Genomic DNA, 22,982 nt, shown 5'->3' on the forward strand with positions numbered 1-22,982 from the left:
GATCAGGGTTAAACACTGTACGCCAGCCGATTCGTCACTTCACCCAGATTCGTGGTGCGACGGAGGCTCGATAAGCCCCTGCGCTCCTGACCATTCGTCGCCTTGTTTTCAGGCCCGGCGCAGACACTCTGCGTAGCCTCGTTCTGAAACCCGCACGCCAGAGCCGCCAAACAGCCCAAACAGCTGCCCATGCGCGGTGCAGCAACTCGTTCTGTACCTGTTAAAAATGACAGTTGTAGGCCTGCTGACGGCGGCCTTCACTGTTACGCAAGGCCTGCGGGGCGTCCTTGTCCCCCGCAGATGGTTTCACCCACCAGGGAAGGACAACCCATGCAGCGCACATTCAAGAAGCTAATGGTTCCAGTGCTGTTAAGTGTTGGCGTATCGTTTTGCGGACATAGCGCAAGCGCCAACGCAGCCACATTCGTCAGTTCAGGTCACGCGGCCGGACCGCAATGCGCGACCTCCGGGATCAACGACAATGGTCAGGCGGTCGGTAACTGCAACTCGGCGACGCCGAGTACCAACCCCAACCCGTGGTTCTCATCGACACTGGCAGGTCCCCAACAAGTGCTGTTGCCATTGGTCACGGGACAACCGTGCAGCGTCAGCGCAATTGCCAACAATGGCTGGATGGTGGGGCTGTGCGCCAATGTCGGCAATGTCGCTTTGGGCGTGTATTGGAACGCGGCGACGCCCGGCAACCCGCCGACCGCCATGGCTCCGCTGCCTTTTTCATTGCTGTTGCCGCCGCTACGCCCCGCCGACAAGCAGACAGTCCCTACTGCGCAAAATCAGAACGGTATGGTGCTCGCACAGAGCCTGAGTGCAAACGAACAGGCAACGGTGGTGGTCTATGCTGCGGGTAGCGCGACGCCACAGCGTGTATCGGGCTGGGGTAACAACTGCTCCGGTGTCGACCTGACTGAAACCTTGACGAATGGCTGGCCACGCATCCTCATGAATTGCCCAGGAGCGAACGGTACGCCTGAGATCACCTCGGCCAGTTGGAGCGGGAGTGGATTTTCCCTCGTGACGCCGCCGCTTCCGGCAGGCGCCAGCTACTGTGAGGCCGTGGACATGAACGATGCGGGTCAGTTCGTCGGCACCTGCACGTTCCCCGGTTCGTCCCCCGATACGCTCCAGACCGCCTATTGGGCCTCTGCAACTAGCACACCGTTGCTGCTGACAATGCCGTTGAATGCACAGAACGTGGCAATGGCAATCAATGCCCGTGGGCATGTGGTGGCCTATGGCAGGAACCCATTGGGCCTCCTGACACTTCTCTTCTGGCCAGACCCCACCAACTCTTTCACCGTAGCGCCCATCCAGCCATTGCCGGGCAGTAATCAGACCAACTTTGCAGGTTTTGGGGATAACGACAGCGTCGCCATGACTTGCCTGAACAGTAACCAATACCCCACTGCCTGCAGTTGGACGCCCTCGGGAGGCACCGTATCCGTGGTGGGTCTTGGCGGAACGTCCAGCGAGTCGAGCGGCATTTCGCCTAGCGGCGTATTTATTTTTGGTACGGCGACGGATACCTCCAACGATTTCAATGCGGTGGGAGCTACGTTGCCCTGAACAAGGAGCCCGTTTTGCGGCGTGGCCTGGCACAGACTGTTAAGTTGGAGGTGCGTGATGTCTCACAGACTACCGGCAAAATTCCCGGTCGCAATGTTATTTGCAATAGCTAGCACGTTGGCTGCGGATGCGATGGCCATTCCGTTAGCCGATGGAAAAAAACAGGCGTACCTGAGCTGCATAGCGAAACACGCCGCCCCGGACCTATTGCGGAAAGGGGCTAGCCTCAAGCAGTACGAAAAGGAGCAATTGCGCTCTTCCGTTTTGCCCTGCCTGTCAATGATTCGATAAAAGCTGGCAAGGCCCTTTCACAACGCGCCCCCAGCTACCAGGCAAGTTGCTCGCGCAACTTGAACCACAGCATCCCCAACGCCAACAACGGCGAGCGCAAGACCTTGCCGCCCGGAAAGGTCATGTGCGGGACCTGGCTGAACACCTCCAAGCCCTGACTGTGCCCGGCATGAATGGCTTCAGCCAGCAGCCGCGCACACCAATGGGTCACATTCAGCCCATGCCCGGAATAACCCTGGGCGTAGAACACATTCGGGTACTGCTTCAACCGCCCGACCTGGGGGAAGCGATTGGCGGTGATGCCGATCTTGCCGCCCCACTGGAACTCAATGGCGGTGTCGGCCAGTTGCGGGAATACCTTGAGCATCTTCGGTCGCATATACGCGGCGATGTCCTGCGGATCACGCCCCGAATAATGGCAGGCGCCGCCGAATAACAGGCGTCGGTCGGCGGTCAGTCGGTAGTAGTCCAAGCCGACTTTCTGGTCGCACAACGCCAGGTTCTGCGGGATCAATTGCTCGGCCAGCAACGCCGTTAACGGTTCGGTGGCGATGATGTAGCTGCCGGCGGGCAGTACCTTGCCGCTCAAGCGCGGCTCCAGTTCCTCCAGGTGCGCGTTGCAGGCCAGCACCAGATTGGCCGCGCGCACCGTACCGCCGGCGCAGCGCACCTGCACGGTGTCGCCGTGGAGCAGTTCCAACGCTGAGGTGTGCTCGAAAATCCGCACCCCCAGGGATTCGGCCACCCGCGCCTCGCCCAACACCAGATTCAATGGGTGCAGGTGCCCGGACCCCATGTCCACCAGGCCGCCGGCATAGACCTGCGAGCCGACGACCTGGTGCATATCCTGCGGCCCCACCACACGCAGCTCATGGTTGTAGCCCTGCGCCAACAGGCGCTCCTGCTCGCCCTTGAACGCAGCGAACTGCGCCGGGGTATTGGCCAGTTCGCAAAAGCCCCAGCGCAGGTCGCAATCGATACCCTGCGTGCGAACGCGTTCCCCCACCAACGTGACCGAATCAATCCCGGCCCGCTCCAGATAACGCACACCCTCCTCGCCCACATACTTGGCAAAGCCCGACACGTCATGGCCGATGCCGCGAATCAATTGCCCGCCGTTACGCCCGCTGGCGCCCCAACCGATGCGCCGCGCCTCCAGCAGGATCACCGACAGCCCGCGCTGGGCCAGTTCGATGGCGGTATTGACCCCGGTGAACCCACCGCCGATCACACACACATCCGCGCTCAAGTCAGCGGCCAAGGCCGGACGCTCAGGCATGGCATTGGCCGAGGCCCGGTAATAGGACCGGGCGTGGTCGTTCGATTGGATCATTTGTCGGTCTTCACTTTGCTCCAGGCGCGGGTCATCAGGCGCATGGTCGCCGGGGTTGGCGTGGTGGAAATATAGAGTTTGTCGAGCACGGCCTGGGACGGGTACACCTCCGGGTTGTTCACCAGTTCCGGGTCCATGAAGGCCCTGGCTGCCGGGTTGGCGTTGGCATAGCCGACCGAGGCGCTGACCTTGGCGATGACTTCAGGGTCGAGCAGGTAGTTGATAAACGCGTGGGCTGCTTTCGGGTTGCTCGCATCGGCGGGGATCGCCAACAGGTCAAACCACAGGTTGGAGCCTTCCTTGGGAATCGAATACGCAATGTTCACCCCATTCTTGGCTTCCTTGGCGCGGTTGGCGGCCTGGAACACGTCGCCGGAATAGCCGAAGGCCACGCAGATGTCGCCGTTGGCCAAGTCCGAGATGTACTTGGAGGAATGGAAGTACGTGATGTACGGCCGCAACTTCAACAGCTTGGCCTGCGCCTGTTTGTAGTCCTCGGGGTTCTCGCTGCGCGGGTCCTTGCCCATGTAGTTGAGGATCGCCGGGAACAGTTCATCCGCCGAATCGAGGAAGGCCACGCCGCACTGGTTGAGCTTCTTGAGGTTCTCCGGCTCGAACAGCACCGCCCACGAATCGATATGGTCGATGCCGAGCACCTGCTTGACCTTGTCGACGTTGTAGCCGATGCCGTTGGTGCCCCACAGGTACGGCACCGAGTGCGCGTTACCCGGGTCGTTCTTCTCCAGCAGCGCGAGCAACTTGGGGTCGAGGTTCTTCAAGTTGGGCAGTTGCGAACGGTCGAGCTTGAGGAACGCGCCGGCCTTGACCTGGCGCGCCAGGAAGTGGTTGGACGGTACCACCACGTCATACCCGGTGCGCCCCGCCAGCAGCTTGCCCTCCAGGGTTTCGTTGGAGTCGAACACGTCGTAGATCACCTTGATCCCGGTCTTGGCCTGGAAGTCGGCCAAGGTGGTTTCGCCGATGTAGTCGGTCCAGTTGTAGACACTGACCGTTGGCTCCGCCTGCGCGGCGCTGCTGAATGCCGCCACCAGGGCCAGCGGGAGAAGTTTTTTCGTCAGACGCATATCGACACCCCTTTATGATTGTTTAGACGCTCAACAGCAGGAACTCACGCTCCCAGGAACTGATCACCCGCTTGAAATTCTCATGCTCGGCGCGTTTGACCGCGACGTAGCCGCGCACGAACTTGTCGCCCAGGTACTGTTTGACTGTGTCGCAATCCTCCATGCGCGCCAGCGCATCTTCGAGGGTGAACGGTAGGCGCAGGTTGCGGCGCTCGTAGGCGCGACCTTCCACCGGCGCGCTCGGCTCGATCCTTTCGATCATCCCCAGGTAACCACACAACAGGCTGGCGGCAATGGCCAGGTACGGATTGGCATCGGCACCGGGCAGGCGGTTTTCCACGCGCATGGCGTCGGGGCTGGAGGTCGGCACGCGCAGGCCGACGGTGCGGTTTTCTTCGCCCCACTCGACGTTGACGGGTGCCAAGGTGTCCGGCAGAAAACGCCGGAACGAGTTCACGTTGGGCGCGAACATTGGCAGCAACTTGGGAATGTACTTCTGCAGGCCGCCGATGTGATGCAGGAACAGTTGGCTCATCTTGCCGTCGGCATCGACGAATACCGGCTTGCCGGTAGCGATGTCGACCACGCTCTGATGCAAATGCATGGCGCTGCCCGGCTCGTCGGCCACCGGCTTGGCCATGAAAGTCGCGGCCACATTGTGCTTGAGCGCGGCCTCGCGCAGGGTGCGCTTGAACACGGTGATCTGGTCGGCGAGGTCGAGGGCGTCGCCATGGCGGAAGTTGATTTCCATCTGCGCCGGGCCGTCTTCGTGGATCAGCGTATCGAGGTCCAGGCCTTGGAGTTCGCACCAGTCGTAGACGTCTTCGAACAGTGGGTCGAACTCGTTGGCGGCGTCGATGGAAAACGACTGGCGACCGGTCTCGGCGCGGCCGGAGCGGCCCACCGGGGTTTTCAGCGGCAGGTCGGGGTCTTCACAGCGCTGAGTCAGGTAGAACTCCATTTCCGGCGCGACAATCGGCTGCCAGCCCTGCTCGGTGTAGAGCTGCAGCACCTTTTTCAGCACGTTGCGCGGCGACAGCTCGATGGGGTTGCCCTGCTTGTCGAAGGTGTCGTGGATCACTATGGCGGTGGGTTCTATGGCCCACGGCACCACATACGTAGCACTGGGTGACGGGCGGCAGACCATGTCGATGTCGGCTGGATCGAGCAGGTCGTAGTAGACATCGTCGTCGACAAAGTCCCCGGTTACCGTTTGCAGCAACACACTTTCCGGCAGGCGCATGCCTCGCTCATGCAGGAACTTGTTGGTGGGTGCAATTTTGCCGCGTGCGATGCCAGTCAAATCACTGATCACGCATTCGACTTCGGTAATCTTGTGTTCTTTCAGCCAGGCGGACAGCTGATCGAAGGGGGCGTTCATAAGGACCTCGTCATGGGGAGAGAGACTGCGCCGGCTTGTACTCCCGGCGCATTGAGGTCTATCTTGGGCGCGCCGCACCACGGCATCTATCCACTTTGCACCGAACACAACGCACCAATAGAGTGCGACCAGGTTCCCCATGACACAGGCTACCGCTTTGCGCGTACAGGCCTTCACCACCGGTGATGTGGCCGCCCAATGCCGTGCGACACCCGGCTGGGTGCAGCACTACCAGCAGATGTCCCCCGGGCATTTCGCCGGGCAGATTCGCTACCTCGACCTGCAAGGTGTGGAGGTCTACGAAGAGTGCATGAACACCCGGGTGGAGCAGCATTTCAACGCGCCGCCGGGGGCGCTGGCGTTCTGTTTCGACGGCAGCGACAACGCGCTGTACCTGCTCAATGGCGAGAGCCGCAACACCTGGATCACCCCAGAGAACTACCGCGAAGTCGCGGTGGTGTTCGGGCCGCAGTTCGTGCAGCGCCATGGGCTGGATGTGGCGAAACTCGAAGGCTTGTTCATGGCGCCGCTGAGCGGCCAGCAGAATGCGCTGTTCACCCGTTGGCTCAGTGGCACCCTGACCCGGTTATCCGCCACCACCGACCCGATCTGCCGCGATGCCCTCACCCAGCAGTTGCTCGACGACTGCCTGTTCATTCTCGACAACGCCTGCGTGTGCCTGGACCGCCAGTCATTGCAGCGGCGCAGCGAAGAGCGCCGGCTGATGACGCGCATTGGCGAATGGGCGGTAGATGCAGCGGATGACGCCGTCAACCTACTGGAACTGGCGCAGATCGCCGGTGTGCCGTTGCGCCAGTTGCAACAGGGCTTCAAGACCTACACCGGGATGAGCCCGGCGCAGTGGTTGCGCTTGCGCCGCTTGAACGGGGCAAGGCGGGAGTTGTTGAGTTCAACCGGGGCCACGGTGGCGGAAGTGGCGATGAACTGGTCGTTCTGGCATTTGGGGCGATTTTCCAATAGCTACCAGGCACTGTTCAAAGAACTGCCGAGCGCAACCCTCAAGCGCTCCCTTTGAAATGCAATCTAAATGGTGGGAGGGGGCTTGCCCCGATGGCGGAGGAACAGCCAGCTTATCTGTAGCTGACCCGCCGCTATCGGGGGCAAGCCCCCTCCCACAGTTTGATTGCGGGGTGTCAGCCCCGTCCCAGTGGCGCGAGTGACCACGCGATCATGGTTGGCTCGGTGAAGAACCTCATCGTGCCCCGGCAGAACGCCGGGCCACTGGTGTATTGCCCATGCCAGCCTAAGCCACACACAAAACTTTGTGGGAGGGGGCTTGCCCCCGATGGCGGAGGAACAGCCAGCTTATCTGTAGCTGACCCACCGCTATCGGGGGCAAGTCGAATCGTCGCACCGCCCCTCCCACATTGGACTGCATCAAGGCTGGGCGTTGAGGAAGGTTGCCATCAGTTGATTGACTCGCTCCGCCGCCTCCAACTGCACCATATGCCCCTGCCCCGGCAGGATTTCCACCTGGGCCTCAAGCCCCTCGGCATGCCTGGCCGGGATGATTGCATCATCGCTGCCCCAGATCACCAGGCTTGGCTGCTGCCCCACGACGTTGCGCAAATCCAGCTGCTGCCGCCCGCCATCAAAGAGCTGGGCATTGAGTTGGCGCAACGCCTGATCCACGCCTTCCAGGCGCTTGAACTTGAGCATGTCTTCGAGCATCTGCCGGGTGACCAGCGCCGGGTCGCTGAACAGTTGCACCAGTTGCGGCTTGAGCGCGTTGCGGTTGTTGGCCTCGGTGAAGCCTTGCAGGTAATCGCCGTTGATATCAGGCCCCAGGCCGGCGCTGGCGATCAGGGTCAGCGAAGCCACACGCGCGGGTGCCTGGCTCGCCACTGTCAGGCTCACCAGACCGCCCATGGAATGCCCGGCCAGGTGTACGCGGTCGAGCGTGAGATGATCGAGCAACGCCAACACCGCCTGGCTCAGTTCCTCGGCATCGGCGCTGTGCAACTGCTTGCCCGACTCGCCATGCCCCGGCAAATCCAATGCAATCACGCGTCGCTCCGTCGCCAGGGCCGGGTGGTTGAACAGCCAGTTATTCAAGTCGCCGCCAAACCCGTGGACCAGCACCAGCGGCGTGCCGCCCTCACCGAGGTCGAGATAGCGCAACAGCCGCCCGCCCACCTCGACTTTCTGCGCGCTGGGCCCGGACGCTTGCGCCTCGGCCGCACTCGACACGAAGCTGGCCTGGAAACGCTCGATCACCGCATCAATCTCGGCTTCCGTGGCCTCGCCCTCCACCACAATCCCGAGCAGCGCGCCCACCGGCAAGGTCTCGTCGCTCAGCGCCAGCACACGCCGCAGCACACCACTGAACGGCGCCTCGACGCTGCTGGAGATCTTGTCGGTCTCCACGTCGAGCACTTCTTCGCCCTTCTCCACCCGATCGCCCGGCTGCTTGAGCCAGACATCCACCCGGCCTTCGGTCATCGACAAGCCCCATTTGGGCATGGTCAAGGTATGGATCATGCGGCATTCCTCTTGTCGGCGATCTTCAGCACGGCGGCTTCGATCTTCGCGGCGTTGGGGATGTACAGATCCTCCAGCGCATCGGAGAACGGCACCGGCGTGTGCGGCGCGGTGACCATTTCGATCGGCGCGCGCAAGAACGAAAACCCGCGCTGCGCCACCAGCGCACTGATGTCGGTGGCAATCGAACAGCGCGGGTTGGACTCGTCGATCACCACCAGGCGCCCGGTTTTCTCCACGCTTTCGAGGATGCTGTCTTCGTCCAGGGGGCTGGTGGTGCGCAGGTCCAGCACTTCGCAGTCGATGCCCTGGCGCGCCAGGTTGGCGGCGGCTTCCAGGGCGATGTGCACCATGCGCCCGTAGGTGACCAGGGTCACGTCATTGCCTTCGCGCACATAGTTGGCTTCGCCGAAGGGCACGGTGTACATCTCCTCCGGCACTTCGCCCTGCAGGCTGTAGAGCATTTTGTGTTCGAGAAAGATCACCGGGTCGTTGTCGCGGATCGCCTGGATCAGCATGCCCTTGGCGTCATAGGGCGTGGCCGGGCACACCACCTTGAGGCCGGGGATGTGCGTCCACATCGAGGTGAGCATCTGCGAGTGCTGCGCGGCGGCGCGCAGGCCGGCGCCGTACATGGCGCGCACCACCAGCGGCGTGGTGGTCTTGCCGCCGAACATGTAGCGGAACTTGGCGGCCTGGTTGAGCAACTGGTCGAGGCAGCAGCCGATAAAATCGACGAACATCAACTCGCACACCGGGCGCATGCCCCGGGTGGCCGCGCCGACCGCCATGCCGACGTAGCCGACTTCGGACAACGGCGCATCCAAGACGCGGTCGGGAAACTCCGGATACAGGCCCTTGGTCACGCCCAGTACACCGCCCCAGGCGTCCTGTTCACCCGGGGAGCCGGTGCCGCCGGACACGTCCTGGCCGATGATGAATACACTCTGGTCCCGGCGCATTTCCTGGGCCAGGGCTTCGTTGATTGCCTGCTGATAACTGATTTTTCGAGCCATGATCAATTCTCCACGGATTGTTTTTGTAGTGGGTGGCGATTAGCGGTAAGCAACATAGACATCGCTGAGCAGATCGGAGGCCTGGGGCTTGGGATCGGACTTGGCCAGGCGCACAGCGTCTTCGATCAGTTGCGCGACCTCCGCGTCGACGCGCTCGAACTGCGCGGCATCGAGCCAGCCTTCGGCGTTGCAGCGTTGGCGAAACAGCACCAGGCAATCGTGGGACTCGCGCAGGTTCTTCACTTCATCGGGGCCGCGATAGGTTTGCGCATCGCCTTCGAAGTGGCCGTAGAAGCGGCTCAACTTGACCTCCACCAGCGTCGGCCCCTGGCCGCTGCGCGCACGTTCCACGGCCACCCCAAGGGCCGCGTGTACGGCGAAGAAGTCATTGCCGTCGACGATCACCCCCGGCATGCCAAAACCCACGGCGCGCTCGGCGATGTCTTTGCACGCGACCGACCAGCCCGAGCCGGTGGCTTCGGCGTAGCCGTTGTTTTCCGCGACGAACAGGCACGGCAGTTTCATGATCGCGGCCAGGTTCATTGCCTCGAACACCGCGCCCTCGTTGGAGCCGCCGTCGCCGAAAAACGCCACGGCCACGCCCTGGCTGCCCTTGAGCTTGGACGCCAGCGCCGCCCCGGCCGCCAAGGGCGCGCCGGCACCGACGATACCGTTGGCGCCGAGCATGCCTTTCTCCTGGTCGGCAATGTGCATGGAGCCGCCCTTACCACCGCACACCCCGGTTTTCTTGCCGTAGATCTCGGCCATCATGCCGAACACGTCCACGCCCTTGGCGATGCAATGGCCGTGACCACGGTGGTTGGAGGCGATGCAGTCTTCATCGTTGAGGTGGGCCATGACTCCGGCGGCGCTGGCTTCCTGGCCGGCATACAGGTGGACGAAACCTGGGATCTCGCCGGTGGCGAATTCCACGTGCAGGCGCTCTTCGAAATCGCGAATAGTGCGCATCACGGTGTAGGCATGAAGCAATTGATCAGTGGACAGGTGAGTGGACATCTTGTTGTTCTCCAGGTTGTCTCGACACACAAAAGACTGGCTGCGGCCAGTTACAAAGCCATCAGCACAGCCTGTGCCAACACCTCGACAAACCTGGCAAAGGCTTGATCCAGAGCAGTGCCGTGCGGTTGTGCGGCGGCGACCGCCAACCGCAGAATGAGACGCGCCATTGCAACCTGCCCGTAACGTCTGCGGCCGAATGAGACGTTGCGTCTCACGCGGGGCAGTTGGTCAGGCCGCCCTTGTCCCTGTGTGCGCATGCGCGCTTAATGGCGGGCATAACAACAAAGATCGAGAACCGGAGGCCTTATGCTCGCCGCGAACTCCAAGGACCATGTCGACTGCGTCAGTCGTGTGGTACGCAATGCCGATCGCCTGCCTCAGGCGCCGGTGCCGTCGCTGATTTTCGATTCGTGGCGACGCTCCATGGAGCAACACCACCTCGACCCCGGCTCGCTGCAAGGGCCACGCATTCTCAGTGAGCCACTGCTCAAGGAATGCCGTGAACGCGCCGATCTGTTCATGCGCATCGCCAGCGAAGAAGTCGGTCAACTCCACCACCGCGTGCGCCATGCCGACTACTGCGTAATGCTCACCGACGCCCAGGGCCAGACCATCGACCACCGCGTGGACACCGCGATTCGCAACGATTGCCGCAAGGCCGGCCTGTACTTGGGCACCTGCTGGTCGGAAGCCGAAGAAGGCACCTGCGGCGTGGCCACGGTACTCACCAGCAAGGCTGCGGTGACGGTGCATAAGCGCGATCACTTTCGCGCGGCGTTTATAGGGCTGACCTGCTCTGCCGCACCCATCTTCGACCCCCAAGGCAACCTGCTCGGGGTGATGGACGCCTCGGCGCTCAAATCCCCGGATGACCGGCGCAGCCAGCACCTGGTGCGGCAGATGGTGGCGCAGAGCGCGCAAGCCATCGAAAATGCCTTCTTCATGCACAGCGCCCGTCAGCACTGGGTGCTCCAGGCCCACAGCACGCCCGGCTATGTCGACAGCCAGCCCGACCTGTTGCTGGCCTGGGACCAGGACGGTCGCCTGCATGCCTTGAACAGCAAGGCGCGCCAAGCCCTGCGCCGACGCTTTGGCCAGGTGCCGGTACATATCAGCGAGGTGTTCGACCTGGATGCGTTACGTGCGGTGAGCGATCAATCGGCGCAACAACTGCACTGGCTGGGCGAACCCGGCGCGTTGCATGTGCGGGTCAGCGCGCCGCAGCGCAAACCGGCGCGTCCCGTTAAGACGGCAAACAACCAAGTCGACCCACGGGTGGAAGAACACCTGCGCCTGGCCGTGCGGGTCAAGGACCGCAACCTGCCGGTACTGGTGCAGGGCGAAACCGGCGCCGGCAAGGAAGTGTTTGCGCGCCAACTGCATGAACGCAGCGCCCGTCGCGGCGGGCCGTTCGTGGCGGTGAACTGCGCGGCGATCCCGGAAAACCTGATCGAAAGCGAGCTGTTCGGCTATGTCGCCGGGGCCTTTACCGGCGCGTCGAGCAAGGGCATGACCGGGCTGTTGTTGCAGGCCGATGGCGGCACGCTGTTTCTCGATGAAATCGGCGATATGCCGCTGGCCCTGCAGACGCGGTTACTGCGGGTCTTGGCCGAAGGTGAAGTGGCCCCGCTGGGCGCGGCGAAAACCCGTGCGGTGGATATCCAGGTGATCTGCGCCAGCCACCGCGACCTGGCGGCACTGGTCAGCGAGGGGCGTTTTCGCGAGGACCTGTACTTTCGCCTGGGCTGCGCGCGGTTCTGCCTGCCGCCCTTGCGCGAGCGCAGCGACAAGCTGGCATTGATCAATCGGCTGGTGGAACAGGAGGCGCACCACAGCGGGATTGCCGTGGGTATCGGGCCTGCCGCGCTGGAGCTATTGCTGGGGTATGCCTGGCCGGGCAACGTGCGCCAACTGCGCCATGTGCTGGCGTATGCCTGTGCGGTGTGCGACGGCGGTACCATCCAACTAGCGGACTTGCCCGTGGAGGTGCGCGGCGAGCAGATCGAGGCCGACGTGCAAGAGCGTGTCAGCCCGGAACGCCAGGTGGTGCTGGATGCGCTGATCCGGCATCGCTGGAAGCCGTCGCCGACCGCCCAGGCGCTGGGGATTTCGCGGGCGACGCTGTATCGCCGGGTCAACCAGTTGGGCATCGACATGCCGGGCAAACATATCTGACACAGCACCGTCAAACATGTGGGAGCGGGCTTGCCCGCGATGGCGATGCTGTGACTGAACCGCCGCCATCGCGGGCAAGCCCACTCCCACCGTTGAACCGCGTGTTTTCAGGGCTATCGGTACACAATCCCACCATCGATCAACGGCGACTGCCCGGTCATATAGTCCGCATCCGGCCCCGCCAGGTAAGACACCAGCCCCGCTACATCCTCCGGCGTTTGCGCACGGCCCAGGGCAATCCCGTCCACGTACTTCTTGTAGGTCGCGCCGACTTCGGCGCCGGTAATCTCGGCCATGCGCTTATCGATCTCGACCCACATATCGGTGCCGACCACGCCCGGGCAATAGGCATTGACGGTGATCCCGGCGCTCGCCAGTTCCTTCGCCGCCGCCTGGGTCAGGGCGCGCACCGCGAACTTGGTCGCCGAGTACACGCCCAGCAACGCAAAGCCTTCATGCCCGGCGATCGAGCAGGCGTTGATGATCTTGCCCTTCTGCTTGAGCGCCTTGAACTTCTTGCCGGCGGCCTGGATGCCCCACAGCACACCCTGCACGTTGATGCCGAGGGTGCGTTCGACCTGCTCCGGCGTCACCTCCAGCAGTGAATCGATCTGCGCCACCCCAGCGTTGTTGACGATGATGTCGAAGCCACCGAGGGTCTGGTATGCGTGTTCGACGGCGGCCACCACCTGTTCGCGCTTGGACACGTCGGCGATAAACACCGACGCCTTGCGCCCTGCCGCGACGATTTCAGCGGCCACGGCCTCTAGCTTGGCGCCATTGATGTCCACCAGCGCGATATCAGCGCCGTCCCGTGCCAGGCGCAGGGCGATGGCCCGGCCGATGCCCTGCCCGGCGCCGGTCACCAGCGCTACTTTTCCAGCGATAACGTTTCCAGCGGTACTCATGACGACCTCCTGCAACGATGAGAGAAGCCTCGTCTATCGCAGATGCCTACCTGGCCTGTCGAGACGCGAGTGGATCGGCGTACACGCTGAGACGGGATGTCTCAATGCGCGAATCCTTGTAAATGCACGCACTTATGCCTAGCTTATGCGCCCCCCGTCCTGCGCTTTAAGGCCTTGCCCCATGGTTTTGCGTTTCCGCCCCGTCGCCACTTCACGTTTCGCCCTCGGCCTGCTGCTCAGCGGTGGCATCGGCAGCAGTCTGGCCGCGGAAATTGAACTGCCGGCGGTGCAGGTGCTGGGCCAGGATGAGTCCGGTTATCGCAGTGACACCGCCTCGGTCGGCGGCTTCAATGAAGCGCCGTTGCTGGACACTCCCGCCTCGATCAGCGTGATCAACGCCGCCCTGATCAAGGACCAGCAAGCCCGCCTGCTCAGCGAAGTGCTGCGCAACGACGCCTCGGTGGGCGACAGCTACGCACCGATCGGCTACTACGAAAACTTCGTGGTGCGCGGCTTCTCGCTGAACGCCGCGAGCAGCTACAAGATCAACGGGCGCACCATCACCGGCGAGCAGAACGTCGCCCTGGAAAACAAACAACAGGTGGAAGTGCTCAAGGGTCTGGCCGGCCTGCAAAGCGGGATTTCCGAGCCCAGCGGCGTGATCAACTACGTGACCAAGCGCCCGCAAGACGTGCGTTCGGTGACGGTGTCCAGCGACGACCGCGGCAGCGGTTATATCGCCACTGACGTCGGCGGCTGGTTCGGCAGCGAGCAGCAGTTCGGCCTACGCGCCAACGTGGCCCATGAAGACCTCAATTCCTACGTGGAACACGCCAACGGCCAGCGCGACTTCCTGTCACTGGCGTTCGACTGGAACATCAGCCCCGACGCGGTGCTGCAACTGGATGCGGAGTACCAGAACAAACAACAGCGCTCGGTGCCGGGCTACCAACTGCTGGGCGGCAGTGAAGTGCCCCACGATGCATCGCCGAAAAAGCTGCTGGGCCATCAAAGCGGTTCCAAGCAGGTCGGTATTGATTCGCTGAACCTCAACGGCAAGTTCGAATACCGCTTCAGTGACCAGTGGAAAGGCAGTGTCAGCGCGGCGCGCAGCAAGGTGGTGATCGATGACTACAGTTCGTTCGCCTGGGGCTGTTTCTACGTGAACACGTGCAACGCCAACACGTTCAGCCCCGAGGGTGACTACGACATCTACGACTACCGCAGCCCCGACGACACCCGCCGCGACGATGAAGTGCAGGCGGCCATGACCGGGCTGTTCGACACCGTCGGCCTGGGCCATGAACTGACCTTCGGCACCAGCGCGTTTCGCCGGGTGATCGACAAGCGCGAGGCGGTCAACGAATACATCGGCAGCGGCAATATCAACGACGACGCACCGACGTTTGCGCCGACCAACGTGCCGCTGCACGACAGTCATCGCAACCTCGACAGTCGCCAGTACGGCGTATTCGTCACTGACCGCATCCGCTTCAACGAACAGTGGCAAACCATCCTCGGCGGTCGCGAAGTGCGCCTCGATGAAAAAGCCTTTGACAGCAATGGCGACCAGGCGCGCCATACCCAGCAGTACGTGTTCCTGCCCCAGGCATCGCTGATCTATAAGCCGATTGAAAACATCTCGCTGTACACCAGTTACAGCAAGGGCCTGTCCCTGGGCGGCACGGCGCCGTGGTTCGCGAGCAACCCGAACGAGACCCTGGCCCCGACCGTGTCACGGCAACTCGAAGCCGGCGTGAAATACGACTGGCGCCGCATCAGCTTCGCCGCCGCTGTCTTCCAGACGCGCCAGGCCTACCAGTATGCCAAGCCGGATGGCGCTGGAAACTTCACCTACGTGCAACAAGGCGAACAGAAAAACACCGGGCTGGAACTGTCGGCCAACGGCTGGGCCACCGACCGCCTGCAGATCGCCACCAGCGTCGCGGCGATTCGTGCGCGGGTCAGCGGCAGCGGCACGCCGGACTACGAAGGCCACCAGGCGATCAACGTGCCCAAGCTGCGCGCCAGTGTCTACGCCGACTACGCGCTGCCGTGGGTGAACGGCCTGGCGGTACTGGGTGGCGTGCAATACAGCGCCAAGAAGTACGCCAACCGCAGCGGCAACGTCGAGGTCGGGGACTACGCGGTGGTCAACGTCGGCAGCCGCTACACCACCAAAATCGATGGCTATGAGACGGTGTTTCGCCTGAGCGTCGACAACCTGTTCGACAAGCGCTACTGGCGCGACGCAGGTGAGTACATGGGCGATGATTACCTGTTCCAGGGCGCGCCGCTGACGGCGCGCCTGAGTGCCTCGGTCAACTTCTGACCGCGCACGGCCTCGGGCTTACTTGGGCATCTTGCGAAAGCCCACCGCCAGGCGGTTCCAGCTGTTGATGGTGGCGATGGCCACGCTCAGATCGACCTGTTCCTGGGCGCTGAACTCGGCGGCGAGCGAGTCGTAATCTTCGTCTGCGGCGCGGGTCTGGCTGACCAGGGTCAGGCTTTCGGCCCAGGCCAGCGCGGCGCGTTCACGCGGGGTGAAGAACGGCGTTTCACGCCAGGCCGACAATGTGTACAGGCGGCGCTCGGTCTCACCGCCCTTGCGCGCATCGGCGGTGTGCATGTCGAGGCAGAAGGCGCAGCCGTTGATCTGCGACACGCGCAGGCGTATCAGTTCGAGCAGGGGCAATTCGATGGACAGTCTGCCCACTGCGGTTTCCAGGGCGAGCATGGCTTTCATGGCATCTGGGGAAGCGGTGTAGAAATCAGTACGGGGTTGCATGGTAGAGCTCCTGAACACTGGAAATTGGTGGCCAGGTTAGTCAGCGCAGCACTTGGGAGAAATAGCCAATTTCGGCAAAGATCAGGTAGCCAATGTGCGCATGGGCTCAGCCCGGCAACGGAATCACGCGCAACGGCCGCACCGACTTGTAGGAAAAGCTCGAGTAGATCTCTTTGACGCACGGCAACGTCTGTAACACCTCCCGCGCGAATTCGCCAAACGACTCCAGGTCCTTGGCCACCACCTCCAGCAGAAAGTCATAACGCCCCGAGACGTTATGGCAAGCCACGATTTGCGGAATGTCCAACAAGCGCTGCTCGAACGCCCGCGCGACCTCCTGGGTGTGGCTCTCCATCATGATGCTGACAAACGCCGTCACCCCATACCCCAATGCCTTGGGCGACAGGATCGCCTGATAACCGCTGATCACCCCGCTCTCTTCCAGGTTTCTGACCCGCCGCCAGCAGGGAGAGGTGGTCAGGGATACGCGCTCGGCGAGTTCGGCCACGGTCAAGCGGGCGTTGCCTTGCAGCGCGTTTAAAAGGGCCTTGTCGGTGCGATCCAGGCTGACGGGCATAACGTGCCTCTAATCATTATTTTTTGGGAGGTTTCATCCCGTAGCCCGGGACTTGTCAGCAAATATTGCAAAGTTCAGCTGTGGTTATGAGCATAGCATTGTAGGAAATAAGGAGTGTCCGACATGAACAATAAACACAATACATTCGGCTTTTCCACCCGCGCCATCCACCACGGCTATGACCCCAAGGACCACCACGGCGCCCTCGTACCGCCGATCTATCTCAGCGCCACGTTCGCCTTCCCCACCGCCGAATACGGCGCCGCGTGTTTTGCCGGTGAAGAAAGCGGGCACTTCTACACGCGTATTTCCAACCCGACCCTGGCCCTGCTGGAAGCGCGCATGGCCAGCCTGGAAAACGGCGAGGCCGCCGTCGCCTTCAGCTCCGGCATGGGCGCGATTGCTGCCACCTTCTGGACCCTGCTGCGCCCCGGCGATGAGGTGATCGTCAGCCAGACGCTCTACGGCTGCACCTTCGCCCTGCTGCACCATGGCATCGCTGAATTCGGCATCAAGGTGCGCCATGTCGACCTCACCGACCTGGACGCGCTGCACGCCGCACTGTCCCCGGCCACGCGCATGATCTACTGCGAAACCCCGGCCAACCCCAACCTGCAATTGGTCGATATCGCCGCCGTGGCGGCGCTTGCGCACCAGCAGCCCAACGTCATCGTGGTGGTCGACAACACCTACTGCACGCCCTACCTGCAACGGCCCCTGGACCTGGGCGCCGATGTCGTCGTGCACTCGGCCACCAAGTACCTCAGCGGGCATGGCGACATCACCGCCGGCATTGCGGTGAGCAACCAGGCGCTGGCGCAGCGCATTCGCCTGCAAGGGCTCAAAGACCTGACCGGCGCGGTCATGTCACCGCAAGACGCGTCGCTGCTGATGCGCGGCCTCAAGACCCTGGCGCTGCGCATGGACCGCCATTGCAGCAACGCCCAAGCGGTGGCCGAAGCCTTGCAGGCGCACCCGGCGGTGGAACGCGTGACGTACCCCGGGCTGCGCTCATTCCCTCAGTACGAACTGGCGGCGCGGCAGATGCGCATGTCGGGTGGGATGATTGCCTTCGAGCTCAAAGGCGGGATCGCGGCCGGCCGGCGCTTCATGAACGCGCTCAAGCTGTTCAGCCGCGCAGTCAGCCTGGGCGATGCCGAATCCCTGGCCCAACACCCGGCGAGCATGACCCACTCCACCTACACCCCGCAGGAGCGGGCAGCGCACGGGATCAGCGAAGGGTTGGTACGTTTGTCGGTCGGGTTGGAGGACATCGCCGACCTGCTGGCGGACGTGCAGCAGGCGTTGGCCAAGTGCACGCGGGCTGCACCGCGTGCGGCGCAGGTGGTTGAGCATGCGCTGAAATAGCGCTCAATCCACTGCCACGGTGGCCTCGCCGCAGGCCCCCGTTTGTGGCACCAGGTGAATATCCACGCGACGGTTCGCGGCGCGTCCGGCTTCGGTGTCGTTGCTGGCAATCGGCTGACTGGCCGCGAAGCCTTGGACGGCAAAGCAACTGTCGGCAATGTCGCCCATGCGCTGCATCCAGTCGCGCACGGCAGAGGCGCGGGCATGGGACAGTGTCAGGTTCTGTTCGACGGGACCGGTCGCATCCGTATGCCCGGCGATCACGATCAGCCAGCCGGGCTGGGCTTTGATGTCGACCAGGGCATTGATCAGCACCTTGGCCGAGCCCGGCTTGAGCGTGGCACTGCCGGCATCGAACAGCGACAGGCTGTCCAGTCGAACCGGGGCGGGCATAAGGGGTTCACTGCCTGGACCTGACAGCCACATGCGCCAACCGAATCCCGAGAGCACAACGACGATCAGCGCCCCGAGCAGCCACCACAGGCCGATGCGTGACCTGCGCGGCGCCACTTCGGGTGGCGGCAGAATCACCACGGGGGTCACCAACGCCGGCGCCATCAACCTGACCGGCGCGAGCTGCGTTTCGCCCGACGCGGGGCTCTGTTCCAGGCGCTGGATCAGACCGCCGACCTGATAACGCAGGGCTTGCAGCGATTGCAGAGGGCTGTCCAGATGAGTACGCAAACGCACCTGCAAACGCGCCAGTTCGATGTCCAATTGAACCAATGCGGCCACACTGTAGGCGTTCATCACCACACTGCGCAGCAGCAATTGCAGTTGGTCGAACAACCATCCCAGCAAGTCCAGGCGTGCCGACGCCATCGGTGGCCACAGGCGCGCCCACTCGCCGCCCAGCGCCTCGATCAACGCCACACCTTGCGTGATGCCCTCCACCCCGTGACGCTGGCCGCGGGCCAAGGCGTAAAAGCACGCGCTGTGCAACTCCGCGCCGTTTTGCTGGAACAGCGCAAGGCAGCCTTGCTCGACCTTGGCCCAGTCCACATCCGGGCAGGCGGGATGGCTGAGCTTGGCCAACTCATCGCGCAAAGCGCTGAACTCACTGAAACCACGCGGATCACCGCCGACTTGAATACGCATCTCAAACAACGCCGTCATCGGGCTTCCCTTCCGTTATCGGTTCAAGGCTTCGACAGGTAATGCTGTCGCTTCAAGTGCCGCACCAGCACCTTGCCCTCGGGTGTCAAGCGGGTGCCGAAGTTCACGCGCTGCCCATCCTTCAATTGCAGGTCCAAGGCATACTCCAGATGACCCGGCAGCGCCTGGGGCAGCAGTTCGACGGTGATCGCCGCCAGACGCGGTTCGTACTTGAGCAGCGTGTCGGTCATGGTGCCGATCAAGTCATGGGCCGTGGCAGGCAGCCCTTGCAGGATCAGGCCCATGTCCGGCAACCCATAATCCGGCAGATGGCTGAGCGAGCCCGCTCGGCTGTTGAGGATGCGCTGCAGGTTGTCCAGCACGGAGAGCGTGTGCTGATCCGCCTCGCTGACCCGCTGCAAGTCCAACTCACCGTCGAAATTGTGCAGCAGGCGTTCGTAGAGCGAAGGGCTGTACTCGGTCATGGCTCAGTCCTTCGCCAGCGGGCGCAGGGTCAGGCGGTTATCGCCCAGTTCGATCACCCGCGCGCGGTCCGGCTCGAGGTCGTCACGCGCCAGGGTCAGGCGCCAGGTGTTCTGCCGGGTATCGGGGTCGCGAAACAGCGCCACCAGCGTGACAAATTGCGCGTCCTTGTGCATCGGCACATTCAGTTGCGCGCCCTCCTCCGGTTTCACCACCAGCGAGCGTTTGTCCAACAACGCACTCGCGAGCAAGCGCTCGTCATCGTCCAGCAAGCCTTCGTAGGTCGCCAGCGCCATGGCCTTGTTGTCACGCAATTGGTAAACCCGCACCAGGGTCGGCACCGACAAGGCACGCATGTCCGTGGCATCGGTGTTCAGCGCCGTGCGCGCGCTGAAATCCAGGTGCAGGGTTTTAACCTGCTTGTAGAAGATCGCCTTGGCGGTGGATGCCGTGCCATCCGCCACGGTCTGGGCCAACCCACAACCGCCCAGCGGTAGCGTGAATGCCGCTAGCATCATGAGATTAAAAACGGTACGCGACATGCTGTGTCTCCCTGTTGCGTGGGTTAATCGAAAGGCCTTGGTAGCGACCCAGGTTGATCGTCAGCGTGGCGTGCTCGGTCGCTCGCCAGGCAGCGCCTCCCAAGCCCAGCACGCCGGTCATGCCGAGCCGAATGACCGCCTGCCCCAACACCGGCGCAGGCAGGCTGTGCAGCGGCAGTGACAAGCGCAGTTTCGCCGTGCAACGCCACCCCAGGTACACACGCAACAGCACCCGCAGATCGCGGAGTAACTGGCCGTCGGGGAGCCAGCCACGGGCTTCCTGTGCGTGCTCGGTATAGAGCGTCAGGCCGAGTTGGCTGTTGGCGTCGTGGCCGACACGGCCCAGCGGCGTGCCCCGGGACAAGCTCACCGGACGTTGCCGGGAAAGGCTGGCCGGCGCCGGCAGCGCAATGGTCTGCGGCCAATGCGGGGTCACCTGCACCTGGGTGTTGGGGGCGAGCAATGTGACCAATGCGGCGATGCCTTCAGCATTGCGCGTGGGCAGGCGCATCACACTGAGCAAGGCCAGAAAGCGCGAGACCGGCGTGCCGACCTGTTGCGCGGTGCCGGGAATGCCCAGGCCGATCAAGCCCAGCAGGCACTGCGAGGTGGCATCGGTGCCGCCCGCTTCGAACGTCGCCGGGTAGGAGTATTTGCGCCAGATCCGGTAGAACTGGGTGAAGATCCGGTGATTGAAAATATCCAGGAAGGCTTCCAACGCCGCATGCCCTTCCCGACGCTGCGCGATGTCGTCCAGATACACGGTCGGCATCGGCGAATCGACGCCGTACAACCCGAGCAAGCGAGTGCGTACCGTCGCCGCACGCTCCGGGTGTGCTTCATCGATTTCAATCGACTTCAACTCGCCGGCCGGAAACCCCATGCCCGGATCGGGCCGAAAGCGCACGGCGTCATCCGCCGGGTGCGCGGTACTGCCCAGGGGTGGGTGACCGGGCAAGGCCTGTTCCAGCAACTGGCAAAAACGCTGCAGATTGGCCTCGGCCACCTGCTCTTGCAAGGCGTCCAGCAAACCGCTGGTTTTCAGCCGGGAATACGCTGACTGTGATTCTCGTTCCATCGCAGGCACTTTCCAGTAGGTTGCAGGATCAGCGTGAGCTGGGTGTACAAATGAATGTCGGCATACAAGGCGAAGAAGCGATTGAGCATCTCGCCGAACAGGCTGATGTCGCCTTCCCCTGAAAAGCCATTGGCATCGAGGGTGATTTCGATATCCACCCCGCGTAGCAAAAAGCCTTTCTCGAAACGCTGGACCACGTGATGACGGACCTCGACGATCGCCGCCAGACGACGACGGTTGAGCTCGCTGCCCGTCCAGTCGTACAAGGCCAATGTGCCGCGCAACACCTCGGCGTTGTCGAGCATCGGCAGGAAGTTCGAGCCCAGGTGGCTCAGGACCCGCCAGTGAAAGCGGTCACGGTTCGGTGGGTAGCATGGCAAGCTCGGCGCGCACAGGTTGCGCACGCGCAAACCGGTCTGGGTGGTTTGCACCAGCGTATCGAGCAAGGTGCTTTGCAGCGCCTTGCGCGGCAACTGGCCGTGGGTGCCGGTCAAGCGCAACGACAGGCTTTCGCTGTTGCGCAGGCGGTCCTTATCGAAGCCGTCACCGCCCAGGATCAGCCAGGTGTCATGCAAGCCATTGGCGGCGCGCTTGAGGCGCGTATGAAAGTAGCGCTCGGGAGCCTCGTCGCGCAGCATGCCGCCCTTGTGGCGAAAGCTGCTGAACGGCACATAGTCATGACGCACGGCATTTTTTGACGAGGTGACCTGATCGACCGAATAAATTTCAGTATGACCGTCCTGCAACCGCATTGGCCGTAGCAGGTAGTCGCTTTGTAACGGCGCCAGCGTCAGCGGGTCAGCCTCCAGCGCAAACAGATTGATCACCGGCACGGCATGCAGGCGAATATGTTCGCTGCTCACACTGAATTCCTTTGGCCATGCTTCACGCAGCACCACGTCCAGTTCGAACCAAGGCACATCAGCGCTGATGCTCAAATGTTCCAGGCCACAGAGGGTTACGAACATGAATTTCTCGCGAAAGGTGAAGTACTCCAGCAGCAACTGATAACCGCTGAACGCACTGTCACCCTTGGGCCACAGCCGATCCTCGTCAGCAAACCCCCTGGGCGCAAAATGGCCGTCCAATGCCTGGCGCTCGTGCTGCTCCGGCAGGCGCACGTACAACGCCTGGGTGTTCAGCGTCAGCGCATGGTGCAAGGCGCTGGCCAGCGGTGCATCGGCACTCAGGTAAAGCGGCAGGCGGCTCAGTTCGATCTGGCTCCAGTCCGTCAACGCGCCGCAGGCAAAGCGCAGGCGCAACAGCGAGCGACCGTCCGGCTCGTAGGCCAGCCGCACCGACTCCAGGGCCAGCGGCTGCAACGTCAGGTCCTGAGTGGTGGTGTAACGACAACGGGTGCGTAGCGGACCAATGGGTTGGGATAACACCTCGAACCCCTTGCCGACCAACTCGCTACGTTTCATCTGCGCGAGCTCAGGGACAAGCTCGACAATCGACAACGACGGAATGGTGCGCAAATAGTGAGGCCACAACAGGCTGACCAGCCCTTCGGTCAACTCCGGTAAATCATCGTCGAGCTTCTCGCGCAGGCGTCCCATCAAGAACGCAAAGCCTTCGAACAGGCGCTCCACATAGGGGTCTTGCGCGCCCGGTTTGTCCAGGTTGAGCTGGGCCGCCCGATCCGGGAACGCTTCGGCGAATTCCTTGCCGGCTTCGCGCAGGTAACGCATTTCGGCGTCGTAGTAGCGCAGGGTTAAATTATCCATGTTCACAGATAGATTCCTGATGAATGAGG

19 protein-coding genes and 1 pseudogene are annotated in these 22,982 nt (G+C 62.7%); 6 read left to right on the top strand and 14 right to left on the bottom strand.

Translation table 11 applies throughout. The annotated features are described in order from the left end of the window. Positions 1-330 precede the first annotated feature (330 nt). The gene (locus U5A08_RS16590; RefSeq protein WP_079444056.1) at positions 331-1,584 is read left to right on the top strand and encodes a hypothetical protein; all 1,254 of its coding nucleotides are present in this window, start codon (positions 331-333) and stop codon (positions 1,582-1,584) included. A gap of 325 nt (positions 1,585-1,909) precedes the next feature. Here the strand turns inward: U5A08_RS16590 and U5A08_RS16595 are convergent, their stop codons facing one another. The 3 genes from U5A08_RS16595 to U5A08_RS16605 are packed head-to-tail and all read right to left on the bottom strand — an operon-like array spanning position 1,910 to position 5,674. Beyond that, a complete protein-coding gene (locus tag U5A08_RS16595; protein WP_253396468.1) occupies positions 1,910-3,208 on the bottom strand; it encodes an NAD(P)/FAD-dependent oxidoreductase in 1,299 nt (432 codons plus the stop codon). Beyond that, on the bottom strand, positions 3,205-4,293 hold the full coding sequence (locus tag U5A08_RS16600; RefSeq protein ID WP_253396470.1) for a polyamine ABC transporter substrate-binding protein: 1,089 nt from the start codon (positions 4,291-4,293) through the stop codon (positions 3,205-3,207). Before U5A08_RS16600 ends, U5A08_RS16595 begins: the two co-directional genes overlap by 4 nt. A 22-nt stretch (positions 4,294-4,315) precedes the next feature. Then, a complete protein-coding gene (locus U5A08_RS16605) occupies positions 4,316-5,674 on the bottom strand; it encodes a glutamine synthetase family protein (protein WP_321847494.1) in 1,359 nt (452 codons plus the stop codon). A gap of 139 nt (positions 5,675-5,813) precedes the next feature. Here U5A08_RS16605 and U5A08_RS16610 point away from each other — a divergent pair, with 139 nt between their 5' ends. Both U5A08_RS16610 and U5A08_RS16615 read left to right on the top strand, forming a co-directional pair. Beyond that, positions 5,814-6,710, top strand: a complete 897-nt coding sequence (locus U5A08_RS16610) for a helix-turn-helix domain-containing protein (protein WP_253396473.1) — start codon at positions 5,814-5,816, stop codon at positions 6,708-6,710. A 143-nt stretch (positions 6,711-6,853) separates the two neighbouring features. Then, positions 6,854-6,928 (top strand): annotated as a pseudogene (locus tag U5A08_RS16615) (flavin reductase family protein); the annotation flags it as partial. Positions 6,929-7,072: 144 nt separating this feature from the next. On the opposite strand, the gene U5A08_RS16620 reads toward U5A08_RS16615, so the two are convergent. Genes U5A08_RS16620 through U5A08_RS16630 form a run of 3 tightly spaced genes read right to left on the bottom strand, consistent with a single transcriptional unit; the run spans position 7,073 to position 10,209 of the window. Then, complete coding sequence (locus U5A08_RS16620) at positions 7,073-8,176, bottom strand: acetoin dehydrogenase dihydrolipoyllysine-residue acetyltransferase subunit (RefSeq protein ID WP_253396474.1); 1,104 nt, start codon at positions 8,174-8,176, stop codon at positions 7,073-7,075. After that, the gene (locus tag U5A08_RS16625; protein WP_253396475.1) at positions 8,173-9,192 is read right to left on the bottom strand and encodes an alpha-ketoacid dehydrogenase subunit beta; all 1,020 of its coding nucleotides are present in this window, start codon (positions 9,190-9,192) and stop codon (positions 8,173-8,175) included. The genes U5A08_RS16620 and U5A08_RS16625 overlap by 4 nt, the downstream gene beginning before the upstream one ends. Positions 9,193-9,231: 39 nt before the next feature. Beyond that, positions 9,232-10,209, bottom strand: coding sequence for a thiamine pyrophosphate-dependent dehydrogenase E1 component subunit alpha (locus U5A08_RS16630; RefSeq protein ID WP_321847497.1), 978 nt, complete (start codon positions 10,207-10,209; stop codon positions 9,232-9,234). A 309-nt stretch (positions 10,210-10,518) separates the two neighbouring features. Here U5A08_RS16630 and U5A08_RS16635 point away from each other — a divergent pair, with 309 nt between their 5' ends. Then, complete coding sequence (locus tag U5A08_RS16635) at positions 10,519-12,387, top strand: sigma-54-dependent Fis family transcriptional regulator (RefSeq protein WP_253396477.1); 1,869 nt, start codon at positions 10,519-10,521, stop codon at positions 12,385-12,387. 113 nt (positions 12,388-12,500) lie between these two features. Here the strand turns inward: U5A08_RS16635 and U5A08_RS16640 are convergent, their stop codons facing one another. Next, entirely contained in the window at positions 12,501-13,295 is a 795-nt protein-coding gene (locus U5A08_RS16640; protein ID WP_253396478.1) for an acetoin reductase, read from the bottom strand. 181 nt (positions 13,296-13,476) lie between these two features. On the opposite strand from U5A08_RS16640, the gene U5A08_RS16645 reads away from it, so the two are divergent. Continuing rightward, on the top strand, positions 13,477-15,627 hold the full coding sequence (locus tag U5A08_RS16645; protein WP_321847501.1) for a TonB-dependent siderophore receptor: 2,151 nt from the start codon (positions 13,477-13,479) through the stop codon (positions 15,625-15,627). 18 nt (positions 15,628-15,645) lie between these two features. Here U5A08_RS16645 and U5A08_RS16650 read toward each other — a convergent pair whose 3' ends face one another. Together U5A08_RS16650 and U5A08_RS16655 are read right to left on the bottom strand one after the other, a co-directional pair. Beyond that, on the bottom strand, positions 15,646-16,083 hold the full coding sequence (locus U5A08_RS16650) for a carboxymuconolactone decarboxylase family protein (protein WP_253396482.1): 438 nt from the start codon (positions 16,081-16,083) through the stop codon (positions 15,646-15,648). Between the two features lie 106 nt (positions 16,084-16,189). Beyond that, positions 16,190-16,660, bottom strand: a complete 471-nt coding sequence (locus tag U5A08_RS16655; RefSeq protein WP_247403316.1) for an Lrp/AsnC family transcriptional regulator — start codon at positions 16,658-16,660, stop codon at positions 16,190-16,192. A 123-nt stretch (positions 16,661-16,783) separates the two neighbouring features. On the opposite strand from U5A08_RS16655, the gene U5A08_RS16660 reads away from it, so the two are divergent. After that, positions 16,784-18,028 (top strand): methionine gamma-lyase, encoded by a 1,245-nt coding sequence (locus U5A08_RS16660; protein ID WP_321847506.1) that lies wholly within the window; start codon positions 16,784-16,786, stop codon positions 18,026-18,028. Between the two features lie 3 nt (positions 18,029-18,031). Here the strand turns inward: U5A08_RS16660 and U5A08_RS16665 are convergent, their stop codons facing one another. Genes U5A08_RS16665 through tssF form a run of 5 tightly spaced genes read right to left on the bottom strand, consistent with a single transcriptional unit; the run spans position 18,032 to position 22,959 of the window. Continuing rightward, complete coding sequence (locus tag U5A08_RS16665; RefSeq protein WP_321847509.1) at positions 18,032-19,144, bottom strand: OmpA family protein; 1,113 nt, start codon at positions 19,142-19,144, stop codon at positions 18,032-18,034. Between the two features lie 23 nt (positions 19,145-19,167). Next, positions 19,168-19,608 carry a type VI secretion system baseplate subunit TssE gene (gene tssE, locus U5A08_RS16670; protein ID WP_253396488.1) on the bottom strand — a complete coding sequence of 147 codons (441 nt, stop codon included), beginning with the start codon at positions 19,606-19,608 and terminating at the stop codon, positions 19,168-19,170. A 3-nt stretch (positions 19,609-19,611) separates the two neighbouring features. Continuing rightward, positions 19,612-20,148: a type VI secretion system lipoprotein TssJ gene (tssJ, locus tag U5A08_RS16675; RefSeq protein WP_321847512.1), complete on the bottom strand. Its 537-nt coding sequence runs from the start codon at positions 20,146-20,148 to the stop codon at positions 19,612-19,614. Next, positions 20,129-21,226: a type VI secretion system baseplate subunit TssG gene (gene tssG / locus U5A08_RS16680; RefSeq protein WP_321847514.1), complete on the bottom strand. Its 1,098-nt coding sequence runs from the start codon at positions 21,224-21,226 to the stop codon at positions 20,129-20,131. The genes tssJ and tssG overlap by 20 nt, the downstream gene beginning before the upstream one ends. After that, positions 21,190-22,959, bottom strand: a complete 1,770-nt coding sequence (gene tssF / locus U5A08_RS16685; RefSeq protein WP_321847515.1) for a type VI secretion system baseplate subunit TssF — start codon at positions 22,957-22,959, stop codon at positions 21,190-21,192. The genes tssG and tssF overlap by 37 nt, the downstream gene beginning before the upstream one ends. Positions 22,960-22,982 lie beyond the last annotated feature (23 nt).

This window comes from Pseudomonas paraveronii, assembly GCF_963681955.1.
In the GTDB taxonomy this organism is placed as follows: Bacteria; Pseudomonadota; Gammaproteobacteria; order Pseudomonadales; family Pseudomonadaceae; genus Aquipseudomonas; species Aquipseudomonas paraveronii.

What these genes read in the sequence shown, in the direction of transcription:
- tssE (WP_253396488.1), bottom strand. Translation starts at nt 19,608, where the DNA reads ATGACCGAGTACAGCCCTTCGCTCTACGAACGCCTGCTGCACAATTTC.
- U5A08_RS16605 (WP_321847494.1), bottom strand. Translation starts at nt 5,674, where the DNA reads ATGAACGCCCCCTTCGATCAGCTGTCCGCCTGGCTGAAAGAACACAAG.
- U5A08_RS16610 (WP_253396473.1), top strand. Translation starts at nt 5,814, where the DNA reads ATGACACAGGCTACCGCTTTGCGCGTACAGGCCTTCACCACCGGTGAT.
- U5A08_RS16595 (WP_253396468.1), bottom strand. Translation starts at nt 3,208, where the DNA reads ATGATCCAATCGAACGACCACGCCCGGTCCTATTACCGGGCCTCGGCC.
- U5A08_RS16645 (WP_321847501.1), top strand. Translation starts at nt 13,477, where the DNA reads ATGGTTTTGCGTTTCCGCCCCGTCGCCACTTCACGTTTCGCCCTCGGC.
- U5A08_RS16635 (WP_253396477.1), top strand. Translation starts at nt 10,519, where the DNA reads ATGCTCGCCGCGAACTCCAAGGACCATGTCGACTGCGTCAGTCGTGTG.
- U5A08_RS16655 (WP_247403316.1), bottom strand. Translation starts at nt 16,660, where the DNA reads ATGCCCGTCAGCCTGGATCGCACCGACAAGGCCCTTTTAAACGCGCTG.
- U5A08_RS16640 (WP_253396478.1), bottom strand. Translation starts at nt 13,295, where the DNA reads ATGAGTACCGCTGGAAACGTTATCGCTGGAAAAGTAGCGCTGGTGACC.
- tssG (WP_321847514.1), bottom strand. Translation starts at nt 21,226, where the DNA reads ATGGAACGAGAATCACAGTCAGCGTATTCCCGGCTGAAAACCAGCGGT.
- U5A08_RS16620 (WP_253396474.1), bottom strand. Translation starts at nt 8,176, where the DNA reads ATGATCCATACCTTGACCATGCCCAAATGGGGCTTGTCGATGACCGAA.
- U5A08_RS16665 (WP_321847509.1), bottom strand. Translation starts at nt 19,144, where the DNA reads ATGACGGCGTTGTTTGAGATGCGTATTCAAGTCGGCGGTGATCCGCGT.
- U5A08_RS16625 (WP_253396475.1), bottom strand. Translation starts at nt 9,192, where the DNA reads ATGGCTCGAAAAATCAGTTATCAGCAGGCAATCAACGAAGCCCTGGCC.
- tssJ (WP_321847512.1), bottom strand. Translation starts at nt 20,148, where the DNA reads ATGTCGCGTACCGTTTTTAATCTCATGATGCTAGCGGCATTCACGCTA.
- U5A08_RS16650 (WP_253396482.1), bottom strand. Translation starts at nt 16,083, where the DNA reads ATGCAACCCCGTACTGATTTCTACACCGCTTCCCCAGATGCCATGAAA.
- U5A08_RS16630 (WP_321847497.1), bottom strand. Translation starts at nt 10,209, where the DNA reads ATGTCCACTCACCTGTCCACTGATCAATTGCTTCATGCCTACACCGTG.
- U5A08_RS16660 (WP_321847506.1), top strand. Translation starts at nt 16,784, where the DNA reads ATGAACAATAAACACAATACATTCGGCTTTTCCACCCGCGCCATCCAC.
- U5A08_RS16600 (WP_253396470.1), bottom strand. Translation starts at nt 4,293, where the DNA reads ATGCGTCTGACGAAAAAACTTCTCCCGCTGGCCCTGGTGGCGGCATTC.
- U5A08_RS16590 (WP_079444056.1), top strand. Translation starts at nt 331, where the DNA reads ATGCAGCGCACATTCAAGAAGCTAATGGTTCCAGTGCTGTTAAGTGTT.